The 17,172-nt window shown below is 45.5% G+C and carries 16 protein-coding genes; 9 read left to right on the forward strand and 7 right to left on the reverse strand.

All coding sequences use genetic code 11. The features are described from left to right. Nucleotides 1-35: 35 nt before the first annotated feature. Entirely contained in the window at nt 36-260 is a 225-nt protein-coding gene (locus tag QUA42_RS23530; protein WP_083888111.1) for a response regulator transcription factor, read from the reverse strand. Nucleotides 261-289: 29 nt separating this feature from the next. Then, the gene (locus QUA42_RS23535; RefSeq protein WP_333140554.1) at nt 290-763 is read right to left on the reverse strand and encodes a Coq4 family protein; all 474 of its coding nucleotides are present in this window, start codon (nt 761-763) and stop codon (nt 290-292) included. 570 nt (nt 764-1,333) lie between these two features. On the opposite strand from QUA42_RS23535, the gene QUA42_RS23540 reads away from it, so the two are divergent. Continuing rightward, nucleotides 1,334-2,053: a hypothetical protein gene (locus tag QUA42_RS23540; protein WP_333140556.1), complete on the forward strand. Its 720-nt coding sequence runs from the start codon at nt 1,334-1,336 to the stop codon at nt 2,051-2,053. Between the two features lie 119 nt (nt 2,054-2,172). Here the strand turns inward: QUA42_RS23540 and QUA42_RS23545 are convergent, their stop codons facing one another. Next, a complete protein-coding gene (locus tag QUA42_RS23545; protein WP_333140558.1) occupies nt 2,173-3,657 on the reverse strand; it encodes a NarK family nitrate/nitrite MFS transporter in 1,485 nt (494 codons plus the stop codon). Between the two features lie 300 nt (nt 3,658-3,957). Between QUA42_RS23545 and QUA42_RS23550 the strand changes: the two genes are divergently transcribed. Further along, the gene (locus tag QUA42_RS23550) at nt 3,958-4,395 is read left to right on the forward strand and encodes a hypothetical protein (protein WP_333140560.1); all 438 of its coding nucleotides are present in this window, start codon (nt 3,958-3,960) and stop codon (nt 4,393-4,395) included. Nucleotides 4,396-4,569: 174 nt separating this feature from the next. Here the strand turns inward: QUA42_RS23550 and recA are convergent, their stop codons facing one another. Next, nucleotides 4,570-5,709 (reverse strand): recombinase RecA, encoded by a 1,140-nt coding sequence (gene recA, locus QUA42_RS23555; RefSeq protein ID WP_333140562.1) that lies wholly within the window; start codon nt 5,707-5,709, stop codon nt 4,570-4,572. Nucleotides 5,710-6,027: 318 nt separating this feature from the next. Here recA and QUA42_RS23560 point away from each other — a divergent pair, with 318 nt between their 5' ends. Both QUA42_RS23560 and QUA42_RS23565 read left to right on the forward strand, forming a co-directional pair. Beyond that, nucleotides 6,028-7,644 carry a glycosyltransferase family 39 protein gene (locus tag QUA42_RS23560; RefSeq protein ID WP_333140564.1) on the forward strand — a complete coding sequence of 539 codons (1,617 nt, stop codon included), beginning with the start codon at nt 6,028-6,030 and terminating at the stop codon, nt 7,642-7,644. Between the two features lie 358 nt (nt 7,645-8,002). Further along, nucleotides 8,003-9,538, forward strand: a complete 1,536-nt coding sequence (locus QUA42_RS23565; RefSeq protein WP_333140566.1) for a peptide ligase PGM1-related protein — start codon at nt 8,003-8,005, stop codon at nt 9,536-9,538. A 165-nt stretch (nt 9,539-9,703) separates the two neighbouring features. Here QUA42_RS23565 and lepB read toward each other — a convergent pair whose 3' ends face one another. After that, a complete protein-coding gene (lepB, locus tag QUA42_RS23570) occupies nt 9,704-10,312 on the reverse strand; it encodes a signal peptidase I (protein ID WP_333063294.1) in 609 nt (202 codons plus the stop codon). 89 nt (nt 10,313-10,401) lie between these two features. Between lepB and QUA42_RS23575 the strand changes: the two genes are divergently transcribed. Genes QUA42_RS23575 through QUA42_RS23585 form a run of 3 tightly spaced genes read left to right on the forward strand, consistent with a single transcriptional unit; the run spans nt 10,402 to nt 12,466 of the window. Beyond that, nucleotides 10,402-11,730, forward strand: coding sequence for a dihydroorotase (locus QUA42_RS23575; RefSeq protein ID WP_333140568.1), 1,329 nt, complete (start codon nt 10,402-10,404; stop codon nt 11,728-11,730). A 55-nt stretch (nt 11,731-11,785) separates the two neighbouring features. After that, nucleotides 11,786-12,127: a DUF433 domain-containing protein gene (locus QUA42_RS23580; RefSeq protein WP_333140570.1), complete on the forward strand. Its 342-nt coding sequence runs from the start codon at nt 11,786-11,788 to the stop codon at nt 12,125-12,127. A 3-nt stretch (nt 12,128-12,130) separates the two neighbouring features. Next, entirely contained in the window at nt 12,131-12,466 is a 336-nt protein-coding gene (locus QUA42_RS23585; protein WP_333140572.1) for a DUF5615 family PIN-like protein, read from the forward strand. Between the two features lie 16 nt (nt 12,467-12,482). On the opposite strand, the gene tsaE is transcribed toward QUA42_RS23585, so the two are convergent. Together tsaE and QUA42_RS23595 are read right to left on the reverse strand one after the other, a co-directional pair. After that, nucleotides 12,483-12,932 (reverse strand): tRNA (adenosine(37)-N6)-threonylcarbamoyltransferase complex ATPase subunit type 1 TsaE, encoded by a 450-nt coding sequence (tsaE, locus tag QUA42_RS23590; protein WP_333140574.1) that lies wholly within the window; start codon nt 12,930-12,932, stop codon nt 12,483-12,485. A gap of 120 nt (nt 12,933-13,052) precedes the next feature. Next, a complete protein-coding gene (locus QUA42_RS23595; protein WP_333140575.1) occupies nt 13,053-14,453 on the reverse strand; it encodes a gluconeogenesis factor YvcK family protein in 1,401 nt (466 codons plus the stop codon). A 178-nt stretch (nt 14,454-14,631) separates the two neighbouring features. Here QUA42_RS23595 and QUA42_RS23600 point away from each other — a divergent pair, with 178 nt between their 5' ends. Next, nucleotides 14,632-15,414 (forward strand): ATP-binding cassette domain-containing protein, encoded by a 783-nt coding sequence (locus QUA42_RS23600; RefSeq protein WP_333066584.1) that lies wholly within the window; start codon nt 14,632-14,634, stop codon nt 15,412-15,414. 93 nt (nt 15,415-15,507) lie between these two features. Further along, nucleotides 15,508-16,986: an MlaD family protein gene (locus tag QUA42_RS23605; RefSeq protein WP_333140577.1), complete on the forward strand. Its 1,479-nt coding sequence runs from the start codon at nt 15,508-15,510 to the stop codon at nt 16,984-16,986. Nucleotides 16,987-17,172: the final 186 nt, after the last annotated feature.

The raw sequence follows: 17,172 nt of genomic DNA on the forward strand, positions 1-17,172 counted from the left end.
AGAATTCAAGCTAGCTGACGCACCCTACTTATTTATTAGTCCCAGAGCAAATTTTCTTGGATCAGCAGTGCAATCATCGCAGTTCTGGAACAAACACCGAGTTTGATAAAAATCCGCCTCACGTAAGTAGCAACCGTCCAGTGACTGATATTTAAATTTTTGGCAATACATTTGTTGGGGAGCCCTTGGGCTACTAATTGCGCGATCGCTCTTTCGCGTGGACTCAGGCTAATTTCCGGTTTGTAACTTGTGCTTTGCATACTTTTGCAGTGAGGTAACGAGTTAAAATCTAATCAATTAAGGGTAGAATTCCGAGTTTTTCTCGAACTTCAGATAAAGGAGTTTCCCAATCAGATGCAACGTCCCAATTAATTAACCGAGTGGCTAATTTTCCATGTTTTAAGCCTTTGATAATTTGTCCGATCGCGCATTTGCCGCTGATCAGTCCAACTAACACTAAAATCGCACAAGAAGGACGAAATACTTGAGCGCGAGTAAACGCTTGAAGTATAAATTCATCTTCTTTTGAAGCTGAAAGACCAGTCAGAACGTGCCAAACGTCGTGGTTTCGCTGAATCCAGTCTCCCGATGCGATCGGCTCAAAGCCTTGTTCGTCTAGAAATCGCGCCACTTCGCACCCTAATGTTCCTGCTGGCAGTTGGCGCAATTTTGCCAAGTCTATTTCAAAGTGTCGATCGCTCTCAATTTGAGGATTAATTGTTTGAGCCATCTTTAATATAACTCCTAATTGACCGTCAGCCATAATTTATTCTCCCTTCAACAATGATTTAAATTTCGATCAAATTAATTTGTGTTTGTCAAGTTCATTTTTGCCCTGAATCAAGACGACTTTTTTTACCTACTCAGCTTAAAAATCGTACTTTCTGTCAAACCAATCGGCGATCAGGAGTTTTTACATTTCTTTACAAACCTTCTTAGATGTGAAATCTGCTATCTGTAAAAATCGCCCTAGTGTTGGGAATCCCAACTTGACCCACCGGGAAGTACCCGTAAAATCCACAGTATTTAGGGGTGATTGGAACTCCCTTACTTACGTATATAAATTTATTCTGCTGCTAATTATTGGAACCTGCAATGAGTCAGAAGTTGAAGCTTGCAAAGCCAGTGATGCACGTACATACAAGTGAAGAGAACCGAAGGGAGCTGAAGCAAGGTGAAGTTATGCAGAGTTGATGCCGGGGATAGTCCGCACCCAGGGTCAGACGAGTGCGCAGTCGCTCAAATGAGTGTCACTCATTTGAGCGACTGGTGAAGTATTTGGCTGGTCGCTATAATAAAGTATAAAGTGTATGAATTTATAAAAAGTATTGCCATGAAACGACTGAATATTTGGTTCTATGCAGGAGTTATTTCCTTAATTTGGTGTGGTGCTGCTAGCGCTACCACTTATGTTAATCCTAACGGTAAAACTACTTTAAACTTGTCAGAAAAAGGAAACAATCGCAGCGGTTTTTACTTGACAAAAGTAGGCAATCGGGAATTTTTGGGCAATATTCAAATTACCCGTTCTGAAGGATCAGCCGGCTCTTACTATTACAATGGGACTTTCAAAGACAGTGCGACCGGCCCTGGCAGAAAAATTGTTTGTTCTGGAGATATTGCCATTGTCAGGCGTCAAGTTGGAAGAAGCAGCCAATTGGGAGCCGAAGTTACTTGGAAGGTGAAAGGAGGAGAAAATTGTCCTTCTATGGGCCAGACATTTAAAGTAAATTTAGTTGAAGCTTTACCGCGTCCTAATGCAAGTGGTGACTATACTTCTAGCAATGCTAATACTTGGTCGAGTCAAACAAATGGTTTTGTAACTTGGCCTGCTTGGCGAGTCACCTCGCGAGATGGACAACTCAACTGCCGCAAGACTGCAAACGGAGCAATTCAACAAGTTTACCGCGCGGACAAAGATACAGTTTCTGCTGAACTCAGGGGAGCAAATGCTATTACGGTGGCGAACGGTCAACCCTGGTTGCTGACAAGACAAGGCTGTTATGTGCGCGCTAATTCTCAATACATCGAGCCAGTTTCTTTGCCACAGTAAATGACAAAAGTGATAAATAAACTGCTGCTCATCTCAAAGCCTGACTTCTTAAATAAAGAAGTCAGGCGGCGGGGTGTTCTCTTGTTTTAAGTTGTTCTAATTAAAACTTGATTGGGGACTTAGTGGCCCAGCAGCATAGCTTCTTCTGCCAAATCTTGGCTTTCAATAACCTTCGGTTCCTTCAGGATAAAAACACAAAGGAAGCACACAATTACAGCAGCAATTCCCAGTACCTCAAAGAAGCTGCGGTTGCCTGCCACTGTTTGGGGCAGAAAGCTATAAAGGGTGGCATAAATTACAGAGCCGACACTGCCGTAAGCACCGATATTGCCGGCAATCTGACCAGTTACTTCTCGTTTAATTAAGGAGGCGATGCCAAAAGTTGCGCCTGCTGCGGCGAAGACCAAGAAGGCACACAACATGGTCACGATAATCACAATTGGTAAATGCCAGTTAGCCCTAATTTGGCTCATAATTAAATACCCCAATCCCACTCCGCCGGTCATCACTGTCAGCGTCCACTTGCGGCTGCCTATTTTATCAGAAATTAAGCCTCCTGCTGGACGGCTGACCAAGTTCATCAGCGGATAGCTAGCAGCTATCGGCCCGGCGATCGCATGATTTAGATTAAAGGTGTGTTCAAAAAATTCCGGTAACATGGAAACCACAGCGAGCTCTGAACCAAAACTGACTGCATAAGCTAGTTCTAATACGAATACTTGACTGATGTTATAGCGTTCTTGAGGTGGGTAATGTTTTTGACCGGTGACAACTTCTCGGTTAACTTCCCAGGCTTTGTAAGCCTGAATTAAATAGAGTGCTGTCAAACTAATCAAAATAGCGTACATCACATTTGCAGTCAGAAAATTTGCTTTCTGCAAGCGCCACACAATCAAAGCTAAGGCACCAAATAGAGGAATATTGGTCATCGACAGTGCCCAAAAGCTTTTGGCGCTGGTGACTTCCATTGCCCCGTTGCGGGCCGGGCGCTGATAGACTTTGCCAGGAGGAGTGTCTTGAACGTTGCAGTAAAAAATGACTCCGAAAACTGCTGTGGCAATCCCAGTAAGGGCGATCGCCAGCCGCCAATTTGTGTGTCCGACTGAGAGAAAAGCTGTTCCTGCCGCGATCGCTGGTAACGCTGCTTCTGCGGCAAAAGAGCCAAAGTTGCCCCAGCCTCCATAGATACCTTGAGCGAAGCCGATATCTTTTGGGGGGAACCATTCGGCAACTAAGCGAATGCCAACCACGAATCCTGCGCCGACAATTCCCATTGCCAAACGGCTCAAAACCAACTGATTAAAGTTTTGGGCAAAGGCGAATGCCAAAGTCGGAAATGCTGCATACACCAGGAGTGAAGAGAAGGTGATGCGAGGCCCGAAGCGATCGAGCAACATCCCGATAATAATACGTGCAGGAATTGCGAAAGCTAAGTTACACAAACTGATGATTCTGGCTTGCCCAACTGTCAATCCCAAATCGTGCTGCACCGTTGTGCTGAAGGGTGCGTAGTTGAACCACACTACAAATGTTAAGAAAAAAGCAAACCAACTCAGGTTCAGAATCCGAAAAGGCCCTCTGAACGATAAAAGCCCTTGAAGCATATATAACTTGTCCTAATAAATAATACAGATTATTAATTTCGAGTTAACTTTCTAACTTTTTGGGGTAGCGGTTTATTTACGATCGCGCTTTAATGTTGCGTTCCAATTCAAGTGGATGTCCAGAGCAAAAATTGTATACAAAGTTACTGTTTGTGAGCGAAACCCCAATTGGCGCATGGAATTTATGCAGATATTGCATTTAAACCTAATTTTAGTAATAAATACTTATTGTCTTAAAATAAAAAAAACAGTATATTTGAATACAGAAATTAAATTTATTTTAATAACAGGTAAGTAAAAATGCTTGTACGCTTAACCGAAAGAGAAACTCAGCAAGGCGATCGCCACTCTATCAGTGCCATGAACAACAGATTAAAGGCTAAATCAAGACTTTTTAGTTTTCTGACAGTATGTGTAGCAGTGGCTGGATGCTTGGGAACTGCTCCTGGGGCGATCGCCCAGGAAGCTCAACCGCAAGTAAAAGCACAGGCGATCGAGCAATCCAATCAGCAGCCAGTCAACAGCGCGACAAGTCAACCTACTGCTGTGCCTCAATTCGATGCAGCAGCGCAAGAAGAAATTGCTCAGATGTTGCTGGGATTTATCTATTTTGTTTTGCCAGTGGGTGTGGGCTTAAGTATTTTTCTGCACGACAAATATGCTCAGAAACGCTCTGCTACTCTGAACCAGCAGATAGAAGTTTTAGAGATTTCCTTGCACCAAACTCCTCAACATTAGACAACGTGGTGAAATACTCTTATTTTAGAACCCCGACTTCATCGAAGAAGTCGGGGTTGTTTGTATTCTCTCCAATGCTTTACCCCTAGAGATTAAAAAAACAGAATAAACAGAACCCCGAGTTCTTTAAAAAGTCGGGGCTCTAACAGCTATCGCATTTATGGACTGAAAGATTTAGATTTCTTCCAAATCCTCTACATCTACTACATTATCTAGATCTTCTACATTGTCTAGATCTTCTGCATCCTCATCCTCATTGTCAACAGGGGCAACAGAATTAGCAGAAACCACAGCACCAGTCTCAAGTTTCTTTTTAACTAGCTCCTCAATTTCATTTTTGAAATCGGCATTTTTCTCCATGTGTTGGATCACTTTGTCTCGTCCTTGAGCTATGTTCTCGCCGTTATAGCTATACCAAGAACCTTTTTTCATAATTACTCCCATTTCGTCGGCCAAGTCAGTCAGACAGCCTAAAGTAGAAATGCCTTTGCCAAATACAATGTCAAATTCGGCAATGCGGAAAGGCGGAGCAACTTTATTTTTAGCAACTTTAACTTTCGTGCGGTTGCCGTACTCTTCTGTGCCTTTTTTCAAAGTTTGAATCCGGCGAATGTCAAGCCGCACGCTGGCGTAGAATTTGAGTGCGTTACCGCCGGTTGTGGTTTCCGGGTTACCGTAAGTTACGCCGATTTTCTGCCGCAATTGGTTGAGGAAAATGACGGTACAGCCAGATTTGCCGATATTGCCGGTGATTTTCCGCAAAGCTTGGCTCATCAAGCGCGCTTGCAAACCCATGTGGGAGTCGCCCATATCGCCTTCGATTTCGGCGCGGGGGACGAGGGCGGCTACGGAGTCAATTACTACGATATCGACGGCGACGGAACGCACGAGTTGATCGACAATTTCTAGGGCCATTTCGCCGGTATCCGGCTGGGAAACTAAGAGATTTTCAATATCGACGCCTAAAGCTGAGGCGTAGGTGGGATCGAGGGCGTGTTCGGCATCGACGAAGGCTGCGATACCGCCGGATTTTTGGACTTCGGCGATCGCGTGGAGGGCTAGAGTGGTTTTACCGGAACTTTCCGGCCCGTAAATTTCAATGACTCGGCCTTTTGGCAAACCGCCGCCCAAAGCAATGTCCAGTGTCAGGGCTCCGGTGGGAATGGTTTCTACCCTCATGCGAGTGGAGTCTCCCAATCGGACGATCGCCCCTTTGCCAAAGCTGCGCTCGATTTGGGAGAGTACGGAAGTTAGAGCTTTTTGCTTTTCTGAGTTTTCAGTGGAAGTTTTTATAGACGTATCTCTTTTTGCCATTTGCGGTACGCGGGTAGACCCCTTGCGGAGCTTGTTGATTAACTGTACAACACGTATGTTAGCAGTTATTTTTAGGGTCTGGAGGTTCTGCGGGGATTTGGTTTAAGATTCTTGATTTTGGGGGTGGTTCAGCCTGAGCCAGCTTTTTGAACGCTCTGATATATAAAGTATTCCGCATCCGGCAGAGGGTAGAATTATTGTCTGTTGGGGGATTTAGTTGGTATCGATCGCTCTCGGAGTGAGGTTTAAGATGGGCTACAGTTCCAAATTCCGTGAAGCGTAGCTATCCCGGAGGCAATCGCCACAATTAGGACAAGCATGGGATCTACAACACATCAAGACACATCTGTTAATACCAAAAATTCCCGCTGGCTGATGAACTTATTGGCGATCGGCATTTTACTAGGTATCGGATTTCGGTTTTTTGAGATTGATCGCAAACTTTACTGGCACGACGAAGCTTACACATCAATCCGTGCCGCTGGTTTCACCCGCCAAGAAATTGACGACGAACTATTCCAAAACCGGATTGTTCCCGCACCAGAATTGCAAAAATATCAGCGGATTAAACCGGGAAGTACAGAAGCAGACACAATTCGTTCTTTAGCACTAGAAGACCCGCAGCATCCGCCTTTATACTTTCTCATGGCTCGTTGGTGGATGCAGCAATTTGGCAGTTCTCTAACAGCATCTCGCAGTTTACCAGCACTATTGAGTTTGCTGTCGCTGCCTTTGATGTACGCTTTAGCTCAGGAACTTTTCGCCTCGAATTTGGCTGCGTTATTAGCAACAGCACTTTTGGCTTTATCTCCCTTTGACATATTGTTTGCTCAGACAGCAAGGCAGTACAGTTTGCTGACAGCGACAGTTATTGGCAGCAGTTGGCTGCTGCTAAGAGCAGTGCGGTTGCGGGGTTGGCAAGATTGGGTATTTTACTCGCTGGCGATCGCCTTTGGTTTCTACACTCACCCTTTCTTCAGTTTAACACTCATTGGACACGGAGTTTTTATAATTTCTTACTGGTTGTTTGTCAAAAAAACAAAATTGCCAGGTCACGTAACTAATTCCCAATTTTTTTTAGCAGTAACAGCAGCTTTAATATTGTATATTCCCTGGATTTATGTGCTGGCGACAAACCTGGAACGAGCATCAGCGACGACAGATTGGACGCGAGTATCTCCGGGTTGGCTGTATCTTGTCAAATTGTGGACACTCAGCTTTACAGCCTTATTTTTTGACTTCGACTTCGGGTTTGATAATATCTGGACTTATCTGCTGAGATTGCCATTTTTGCTGTTAATTGTGGCAGCCCTTTACACAATCTGCCGCAGGGTTAGCACATCAACTTGGCTGTTTATTGTAACATCAATTTTTGTACCTTTTTTGATACTGGCATTACCGGATATAATCCTAGGTGGGAAACGTTCCGCCGTCAGCCGCTATCTGATTTCCTGCTTTCCCGGAGTGCAGCTAGCAGTTGCTTACTTGCTCGCCAGTAACGTGAAAACTCAGCAGCGGTTTTGGCAAGTCATTTTAGCCTTGGTATTTACAGCAAGTGTAGCCTCTTGTACAGTTAGCGCTTTTTCTGATACTTGGTGGAGCAAAGACTTGAGCTATTTTAATGCTGAAGTTGCCAAAATTATTAACAAAGAGGCGATAGGTAATCGGTCGATTAAAGATACAATTGTAATTAGCGATCGCGGCAACGATTTTACGAACATGGGAGATTTGCTTTCTCTGAGTTATTTGCTCGACAAAGACGTGAGGCTGATGCTGCTGAGCCAGTCGCCAGATATGGAGATGCTGAACAAATATTCGGCTCCCCTGGTGTTCCGCCCTTCGGAAAAATTGCGATCGGCACTCAAGCAAAATCAACGTCGCTTAGAGCCAATTTTGCAGTATGCCAGACTTTTTCGAGCGCGGCGAGCTTCTTAGAGCAGATTGACAGAAATGGAAGATCGTCCCCGGTAGGGTACGTCAGTCGATTTTAGATTTTAGATTTTAGATTTATTCCACAGATGAATCTGGGAGATTAAACTTTGGTCTAAAATTTTTGGAGATTCACGACAGGAGTAGGTGGGACGGTATCGGTTTTTTGGGGGGGTCAGAAAAAACTGTTTGAGTTGCCTCAAATATTTCGACTGACGCACCTTAAATCACTATTTGGGCATTTTTGTCAATATTCCCGGTAAAGTGCGTCAGACAAAAAAACTGTGTCAGTTGTCTCAAGTATTGGGGCTGACACACCCGACATCATCAGCAATAATTATTTGAATACTTAGGATTAAACACAATGCAAGAGTTAAATAAATCATCTTCCGAATCCGCGCAGAAGTTTCGCGATCTTCAGACAGAATTACGCGAACGTTGGCGAGCGATAGAAGAATTCGACAGCGGAGATTGTGACATTATTATCATTCCTTCTCTCAGCTTAGATCAGCAAGAAATGCAGAAAGTTGAGGGTGCTTACCACTACGAAGAGCGGCATTTATTTTCATTGATTCGCCTGCGAAATCCGCGCACGCGCTTAATTTACATTACCTCCGAGCCCTTGCACCCGATGATTGTGGATTATTACCTGCAATTGCTGCCGGGAATACCATTTTCTCACGCGCGCGATCGGCTTGTGCTATTCAGTGCTTACGATGCTTCTGCCAAATCCCTCACCCAGAAAATTTTAGATCGTCCCCGCTTAATGGAGCGCATTCGTCAAGCAGTGCGGCCGACAAAATCCTATATGGTTTGTTATAACTCGACGCCCTTAGAACGCGAGTTATCTGTTAAATTGGGAATTCCTTTGTGGGCCAGCGATCCCGATCTGTTATACTGGGGAACCAAAAGCGGTAGCAGGCAAATTTTTAAAGAATGTGGCGTGCCTTATCCTGACGGTTCCGAGTTGGTTTGGAATGCGGAAGATTTAGCGGAAGCTGCGGCGGATTTGTGGGCACGGCAGCCGCATTTGCAACGGATCGTAATTAAGTTAAATGAAGGTTTTTCGGGGGAAGGAAATGCAATTTTAGATCTGAAGTCTCTCGCAGGTAAAGCGCCTAAAGAAAGAGCGAAGGCAATTGGCGAGCACTTCCATAATTTGCGCTTTCAAGCAACGGGGGAAACCTGGGAAAACTTTAGCAGCCGCATTCCCGAATTAGGGGTAATTGCCGAAGCATTTATCGAAGGAGAAGAAAAGTTCTCGCCCAGTGTTCAAGGCAGAATTGTTCCCAGCGGCGAAGTAGAAATTCTCTCAACCCACGACCAAATTTTAGGAGGCCCAGACGGCCAAATTTTCCTGGGTTGCCGATTTCCTGCGGACGAATCTTACCGGCTGGCTTTGCAAGAATTGGGATGGAAAGTCGGGCAAAACTTAGCTAAAAAAGGCGCTTTAGAGAGATTTGGAGTAGATTTTCTCGCGGTGCGCCAATCCGACGGCAACTGGGATATGCAAGCCATAGAAATTAACTTGCGGAAAGGAGGCACAACTCATCCGTTTATGGCGCTGAAGCTGTTAACAAATGGTCGGTACGAACGTTCGACAGGATTATTTTACAGCTTGCAGGGCCGTCCAAAATATTATGTCGCTTCGGACAATTTGAAAAAAGAGCGCTATCGGGGATTATTACCGAACGATTTGATGGATATTATTGCTGACAATCAACTGCACTTTGACAGCGGTACAGAGACGGGCAGCGTGTTTCATTTAATGGGTTGTTTGTCGGAGTTTGGCAAATTGGGAGTGACGAGTATTGGCAATTCGCAGCAAGAAGCTGAGGATATGTATAACAAAGTTGTGAAAGTTCTCGATCGCGAAACGTCCGGCGATTTTAGATTTTAGATTTTAGAATTGATCCAGCCAGTCAGCTTAGATCCCCGGCTTCTTGAAGAAGTCGGGGATCTAATATCCCTCACGTTTTGTATAGCAAACGATAAGACGATTAGGATGTTCTTAATCACCCACATCATTGCTATTATTGAATTGGCCTTCTTCCTTCCGTTAGAGCTAATTTTTAGCGGGATAAAGGGGCGTGGGGTCGATCGAACCTGTGCGGTTGAGTGGCCAAAAACGCACAATTGCCCTACCGATGATATTTTGCTTGGGTACAAAGCCCCAGTAATGACTGTCACAGCTTGCGTTGCGGTTGTCGCCGAGCACCAAGTAAGAATTTGGAGCTACAACTACAGGCCCGTAGGGATACTGCGGAATTTCTTCAATATATTTTTCCTGTAGCGGCTGCTTGTTAATAAAAACTTTTCCCTCTTTGACTTCCACACTGTCTCCCGGCAGTCCGATCACTCGCTTGATATAGGCATCTTTGATCGGTGGCGGCTGTCCCGTGCACAAACTAGCCGGGTCAGGAGGCATAAATACGATAATATCTCCTCGCTGGGGCTCTTGGAATCGATAGCTTACCTTATCTATAATTAATCGATCGTTAATTTGTAAGGTTGGGAGCATCGAGCCGGTGGGAATGTAGCGAGCTTCGGCAACCAGGGTGCGGATACCAAAGGCTAAAAATGCTGCTAAGCCGATCGTCTTAATTCCTTCGATCCAAGGATTTTCGGTGTCTTGCGGAGGTTTTTCGTCGGCTGACTTGTCTAGACGAGTCATAGGGTATTGTAGTGACTGAGCTGGATACGAATTATAAACTTAATAATGCTTCCATGCTAGCACGCTGTTTACTCAATTAATGGTATCTTATGACTCCCAAATCAAGTTTGTTAATCCGTCGCGCTCGCATTCTTTTGCCCAATGGTGAGTTTTTGGTAGGAGATGTGCAAATCTGCGATGGCCAAATTGTCAAAGTTGCTGCTGAAATTGTCGAATCGGGCGATCGAGAAATAGATGCCAAAGGCTTAACTCTGTTACCCGGAGTAATTGATCCCCAGGTACACTTCCGGGAACCAGGTTTAGAACACAAGGAAGACTTATTTACCGCTAGCTGTGCTTGCGCTAAAGGCGGCGTGACATCGTTTCTGGAAATGCCGAATACGCGACCTCTGACCACAACTCAAGCTGCCTTAGATGATAAACTAAGTCGCGCTGCCGAGAAGTGTTTGGTGAATTACGGCTTTTTTATTGGTGCAACGCCCGAGAATTTGCCGGATTTGTTGAATGCGAATCCGACTCCAGGAATTAAGGTGTTTATGGGTTCGATGCACGGTCAGCTTTTAGTCGATGGAGAAGGAACTTTAGAGGCGATTTTTGCCAAGGGCGATCGACTAATTGCGGTACACGCAGAAGACCAAGCTAGAATCAACCAGAGGCGTCAGGAATTTGCCGGGATTTCCGATGTTGCCGTACACTCGCAAATTCAAGACAACCAAGCAGCTTTATTGGCTACTCAGCTAGCATTAAAACTTTCTAATAAATATCAGCGCCGTCTGCACATTCTGCACCTTTCTACTGGGGATGAAGCTGAGTTGTTGCGTCAGGAAAAACCGAGTTGGGTGACCGCAGAAGTTACGCCGCAGCATTTGCTGTTAAATACCAGCGCCTATCAAAAAATTGGCAGTTTAGCTCAGATGAATCCGCCTTTGCGCGAGCCCCGCGATAACGAAATACTTTGGCAAGCTTTACTCGACGGCGTAATTGATTTTATCGCCACCGATCACGCGCCGCACACATTAGCTGAAAAAGCTCAAGAATATCCAAATACGCCGTCGGGAATGCCGGGAGTCGAAACTTCTTTGCCTTTGATGCTGACGCAAGCAGTAGAGGGAAAATGTACAGTGGCACAAGTTGCTAATTGGATGTCGTCGGCAGTTGCTAAGGCTTATAATATTCCGAACAAAGGGGCGATTGCTCCTGGTTTTGATGCCGATTTGGTATTAGTAGATTTGGATAATTATCGACCTGTAGTGCGAGAAGAAATGGTGACAAAGTGCGGCTGGAGTCCCTTTGAAGGTTGGAGTTTGACTGGGTGGCCAGTTGTGACTGTTGTTGGAGGAAAAGTTGTTTTTGAAAATGGTAAATTGGATACCAATGTGAGGGGGGAAGCTTTGACATTTGACGCTGAGCCAGCATGAATTTAACTCAAGTGTTATAATTGGGTATTCCTGCATCGCAAAAGCGATTTTACCCATGATCCTCGAAGAACTAGAAACACAACTCCTGGCCTTAACTCCGACTGAGAAAGCTGAAGTCATAAGACTGTTAGCCCAAAGTTTAAGTAATAGCTGGCCAGGAATTACCAAAACTCCCGACGTGTGTGGCGGCGATGCTTGCATTGCCCAAACTAGACTTCCCGTTTGGCTGTTCGTGAGTTTGCGCCGTCAAGGTTCAAGTGATGCTGAACTTCTACAATTTTATCCCCAGTTGAATGCTGCAAACTTAGTAAATGTCTGGGCTTATGCTGAGGCTAACTCCGAAGAAATTGAAACAGCACTCCGAGAAGAAGCAGCAGCAATGATGTTGGAAGTATAATTTATGGCAGGTCTCTATGCAGATGAACAGTTCCCGTTTCCTATTGTGGCATTGCTGCGAAATTTAGGTCACGATGCCCTGACTATTCAAGAGGCAGGAAATGCCGGAGATGATGACCCCGAAGTATTAGCCTTTGCTGTGAATAACGATCGGGCGGTTATGACGCAAAATCGTCGGCATTTCATTCGCTTGCATACTCAACAACTAAATCATGCTGGTATTATCATCTGTACAGACGATAAAAATCTAGAAAGGTTGGCAACACGCATAAATGATGCTATTGCTGGTGAGGAAAATTTGAGAGGTAAATTGATTCGACTCAACCGCCCGCCGCAGTAAGTTTGATCGCACTAGCTCAATTTTCCCATTGCCAATCCAATAACTCGCCATTACCAATTACTTCAGCTTGCCGCCCGTTATCGAGATAACTTAAAGAAATTTGCAAATAATTTTCTGGTTTGTACTGCAATCTTTCCGCCCATTCGATCGCCACAATTCCCAAATCCCGTTCTAATCCGTCCCAATAACTTTCTAAGTGCAAAGCCTCCGCTTCTTTGGGTTCTAGTCGATACAAATCTAGATGATACAGCGGAATTCGTCCTCCAAAATACTCGTTAATCAGTGTAAAAGTAGGACTCTCAATCGAGTCTGAGATTCCTAAGCCTTCAGCGATACCTTGAACCAAGGTAGTTTTGCCTGCACCTAAATCTCCTTGTAATAAGATTACAGTGCCGGGGGGGAGCGATCGACCTAACGCAACACCAAACTTGCGCGTAGCCTCAGAATCGGGAAGCAAAGTTTTCATTTCAATAATTAGTCATTAGTCATTTGTTATTTGTTATTTGTTACTCGCTGGCGGCGGCCAATAACCAATAACCAATAATATTAGTCAACAGTCAACAGTTAACAGTTAACAGTCAGCAGCTTAAATGTTTTGCGCGCGGCCGTACCAACGCAGCAACATCCCCGCCAACCTTTGAGAATTGTGGCGAATTAAACCCGTATTTTCATCTTCATCCATGACATTGGCGATGACAACTCGCCGCCCCAATTGCGTTACGGCTTCTCGATCAAGTACAACCGGATAAGAATCCTCCTGAGAATAGCGGATTAAAGCCTTTGCAGAAGGGACTTTTCCTTGAACTACTACAGCATCGAACAGCGGCCTGCCGCAAGCGCGGTCGATCGCCCGAATGTGGTCTGCAACACTGTATCCGTCAGTTTCCCCCGGCTGAGTCATAATATTGCACACATAAATGCGCGGAACTTCGCTGTTGGCGATCGCATCAGCAATTTCCGGCACCAACAAATTCGGAATGACACTCGTATAAAGACTCCCCGGCCCAATAATAATAAAATCCGCTTCCCGAAGCCCTTCCACAGCCCTAGGTAACGCCGGAGGATTAGCAGGAGTGCAGCCTATTTTGAGGATTTGCCCGTTTGCTTTTGTAATGCTGGACTCCCCCTCAATCCTGCGACCGTCAGCGAGTTCTGCCCACAAAGAAACATCGCTCAGAGTAGCCGGCAGCACCTCTCCCCTCACTGCTAAAACTTTAGAACTCGCCGCGATCGCCTGTTCCAAATCTCCAGCAATATCGCTCATCGCCGTCAAAAACAAATTCCCAAAACTGTGACCCACCAAACCGTCACCAGCCCGGAAACGATATTGAAATAACTCAGTCAATAACTTTTCCTCATCTGCCAAAGCCGCCAAACAATTGCGAATGTCTCCCGGTGGCAATACCCCAATTTCCCGCCGCAGCCGCCCGGAAGACCCGCCATCATCCGCCACCGTGACAATAGCAGTGATTTTGGCGCTGTAATCCTTCAATCCCCTGAGCAAATTAGAAAGACCCGTACCGCCCCCAATTGCCACAATTTTCGGGCCGCGGTTCAAGCGACGGTGGTTGAGGAGTCGATCGACCAGTTCCTCGTTGCCTTCGGGCATCAGCACTTGGGTAATAGAGTTCAAACTGCGAGTTTGTCCCCACAGAATTAATAAAATCCCGCCAGCAATGATGATCGGGCCTGACACGTAATTGGGAATAACTTCCGCAATCCACGCCAAAAAATTTCTCAATAATTGCAATAAGAAGAAAATGGGAGTCATCCCAGTCCAAATTGCTAAACCCAAAGTGGCAAGTACCACGCCGCTGGCACTAATCAGCAGCCACCGTTTCACTAACAGTCCGGGGGCTAACCACTTAAACCACTGGTGAACTCGCCCGTTCCGCAAAGAAGGGGGGTAAGGATTTCTGGAGTGGGCAAAAACCTGCTTGGCTTTAGCCAAGACGCGGAGGGCTTTAGGAAGTGAACTAATTGACATGGTTAATTAGTCTTAAGGGTATTGGAACAGCTCGACCTGACAAATTTACAATACAAGAGTGTTTTGATTCTGGCAGTCAATTTAAGTAATTAGTGATTAGTCATGAGTCATGAGTCAGGAGTCATGAGTCATTAGGTAGACTGATGACTGAGGACTGACAACTTATTGATAACATCCTATGGCAGAGCCACTAATCGAACTCAAAGGGGTAAGTAAGTCCTTCGGCCAGAACCCGATCCTCGATCGAGTCGATCTGAGAATTTATCGGGGAGAGGCCCTGGCAATTATTGGCCCTTCCGGGACGGGGAAGTCTACTATTTTGCGGATAATTGCCGGTTTGTTGGCCCCGGATGCCGGTGAGGTTTTCGTTCAGGGACAGCGCAGGGTCGGATGGGTAGACGACGTGGCCGATCCGATCGGAATTGGGATGGTGTTTCAGCAAGCGGCTTTGTTTGATTCGCTGACGGTGGAGGAGAATGTCGGTTTTTTACTTTACCAGCATTCTAAGCTGCCGCGCCGCCGCATTCGGGAATTGGTGGAGGAGAAGTTAGAGATGGTGGGTTTGCCGCGAATTGGCGAACGCTATCCGGCGCAGTTGTCTGGGGGAATGAGAAAGCGGGTAAGTTTTGCCCGCGCTATCATGGCGAATCCTGATAATGACAGGGATAATCCAGAGGTGTTGCTGTACGACGAACCGACGGCGGGTTTAGATCCGATCGCTTCGACGGTAATTGAAGATTTAATCAGGGACTTGCAGGCGGCCCAAGGTGTTTGCAGCACTTATGCGATCGTCACTCACCAAGACAGTACCATCCGCCGCACTGCCGATCGCATCGTATTTCTCTATCGAGGGAAAGTGCAGTGGGAGGGAACTGTCAATGACATTGCATCGACAGATAATTTACTGATCAGACAATTTTTTAGCGGCAGTGTTACTGGTCCAATTCAAGCGCTTGGATAGTCAGCCAATTTTAGATTTTAGATTTTAGATTTTAGATTGAAATGACCGATGATGAATGACTAATAACCAATGACCAATGACTGAGGAGAAAATATGCGATCGCGAACTGTAAGAGAAGGTTCTGTCGGGTTCTTAATTTTAGTAGGAATCGGTTTATTTGGCGGCTTAGTGCTCTGGCTGCGGGGCGTGCAGCTAGGGAACCGCAGCTACAAATTCGCCGTAGAATTTGCCAGCGCCCAAGGAATGCAAATAGGCACGCCCATCAGGTATCGCGGGGTTGCAGTCGGTAAAATTACCGTCCTCAAACCGGGTTCCAACGGCGTAGACGTGACGCTGGAGATTGCCCCCGGTACTTTAGTGATTCCCAGGGATGTTACGATCGAAGCGAATAAATCGGGTTTAATTGGCGAATCGTCGATCGACATTACCCCCAACTCGATTTTGCCAGAATCATTACTTACCGCCAATCCCGTTAGTGCCGACTGTCCCCCAGAGATAATCTGCCAAAATGCGCGCTTAAAAGGTCAAGCTGGAGTCACTATCGACGAACTAATTCGATCCACAGTCCGCCTAGCTAATTTCTACACCGACCCCGCGCTGTTCAACAATATTAAATCCCTCGCCGAAAATACAGCCAACACAGCTAAAGGTGCAGCTAAACTCACTCAAGATTTATCGACTTTAACTAAAACGGCCCAAGCAGAAATAAAAACTTTAAATCAATCTGTAAGGGGAGACATTGGGAGCTTAAATCAATCTGTAAAAAGCGAAATAGCAAGTTTAAATCAATCATTAAAGGGGGAAGCAAGCAGTTTAAATCAATCATTAAAGGGAGAAGCAAGCACCTTAAATCAATCGCTCAAGACGGAAATATCAGCAGCAGCCGCTGATGTTTCTAAAGTAGCAGCTACGGCGGACACTTCCACAAAAGCCGTATCGGCAGCTGCGATAAATTCTGCTAATTCAGTAACTCAAGCAGCAAATCAAGTTACATTAACAGCCAACCAACTCAATTCTTTAGTAACAACAAACCGCGCCAGTTTAGTCTCTACTCTGAATAACATCAATCAAAGCAGTCAGGAACTGCGGGTAGCTGTCAGCAGTTTGAGTCCAACAATTAATCGCATCAACCAAGGACAATTGCTGAACAATTTAGAAGTTTTATCAGCGAATGCTGCCCAAGCTTCTGGTAATTTGCGAGATTTATCCAGCCAGGTAAACAATCCCGCCACTTTGCTATTATTGCAGCAAACTCTAGATTCTGCACGAGCTACATTTCAGAACGTGCATAAAATTACTTCCGACGTGGATGATTTGACAGGAGATCCGGCTTTTCGCAATAATATTCGCAGGTTATTCAACGGATTAGGAGGTTTGTTGGGTTCGACAGAACAACTTCGACAGCAAGTTAAAGTGACTCAAACATTAGCTCCTCTTTCTGAGAAAGTAAATGAGAGTACAATTGCCAGAACTCAATCAGTAAAGCCGGGATTTCCCAGCTTGCACAAGCCGCAAAAAATGCCTGTTCTACCTTCTCAAACTTCCAGGTCAGCAGAACCAGTAAAGCCATAAAATACCCATTAAAAGAGGCGATAATTGAATAACTGCAATTGCCCCAAATTCGCGATTCACTATAGTTAGTAACCAGCCCAATACACACCCCCATTACAGCTAGTGGTAGTAGTGCATAGTAATGGTTAAGACCGTAGGGAGGCATTGTAATGATGGACAAAGTACCAAACCGCACCGATGTGATTG

This window comes from Microcoleus sp. Pol11C2 (assembly GCF_036701505.1).
Lineage (GTDB): Bacteria > Cyanobacteriota > Cyanobacteriia > Cyanobacteriales > Microcoleaceae > Microcoleus.

Coding starts and splice junctions, on each gene's coding strand:
- QUA42_RS23530 (WP_083888111.1), bottom strand. CDS start 260: ATGCAAAGCACAAGTTACAAACCGGAAATTAGCCTGAGTCCACGCGAA.
- QUA42_RS23535 (WP_333140554.1), bottom strand. CDS start 763: ATGGCTGACGGTCAATTAGGAGTTATATTAAAGATGGCTCAAACAATT.
- QUA42_RS23540 (WP_333140556.1), top strand. CDS start 1,334: ATGAAACGACTGAATATTTGGTTCTATGCAGGAGTTATTTCCTTAATT.
- QUA42_RS23545 (WP_333140558.1), bottom strand. CDS start 3,657: ATGCTTCAAGGGCTTTTATCGTTCAGAGGGCCTTTTCGGATTCTGAAC.
- QUA42_RS23550 (WP_333140560.1), top strand. CDS start 3,958: ATGCTTGTACGCTTAACCGAAAGAGAAACTCAGCAAGGCGATCGCCAC.
- recA (WP_333140562.1), bottom strand. CDS start 5,709: ATGGCAAAAAGAGATACGTCTATAAAAACTTCCACTGAAAACTCAGAA.
- QUA42_RS23560 (WP_333140564.1), top strand. CDS start 6,028: ATGGGATCTACAACACATCAAGACACATCTGTTAATACCAAAAATTCC.
- QUA42_RS23565 (WP_333140566.1), top strand. CDS start 8,003: ATGCAAGAGTTAAATAAATCATCTTCCGAATCCGCGCAGAAGTTTCGC.
- lepB (WP_333063294.1), bottom strand. CDS start 10,312: ATGACTCGTCTAGACAAGTCAGCCGACGAAAAACCTCCGCAAGACACC.
- QUA42_RS23575 (WP_333140568.1), top strand. CDS start 10,402: ATGACTCCCAAATCAAGTTTGTTAATCCGTCGCGCTCGCATTCTTTTG.
- QUA42_RS23580 (WP_333140570.1), top strand. CDS start 11,786: ATGATCCTCGAAGAACTAGAAACACAACTCCTGGCCTTAACTCCGACT.
- QUA42_RS23585 (WP_333140572.1), top strand. CDS start 12,131: ATGGCAGGTCTCTATGCAGATGAACAGTTCCCGTTTCCTATTGTGGCA.
- tsaE (WP_333140574.1), bottom strand. CDS start 12,932: ATGAAAACTTTGCTTCCCGATTCTGAGGCTACGCGCAAGTTTGGTGTT.
- QUA42_RS23595 (WP_333140575.1), bottom strand. CDS start 14,453: ATGTCAATTAGTTCACTTCCTAAAGCCCTCCGCGTCTTGGCTAAAGCC.
- QUA42_RS23600 (WP_333066584.1), top strand. CDS start 14,632: ATGGCAGAGCCACTAATCGAACTCAAAGGGGTAAGTAAGTCCTTCGGC.
- QUA42_RS23605 (WP_333140577.1), top strand. CDS start 15,508: ATGCGATCGCGAACTGTAAGAGAAGGTTCTGTCGGGTTCTTAATTTTA.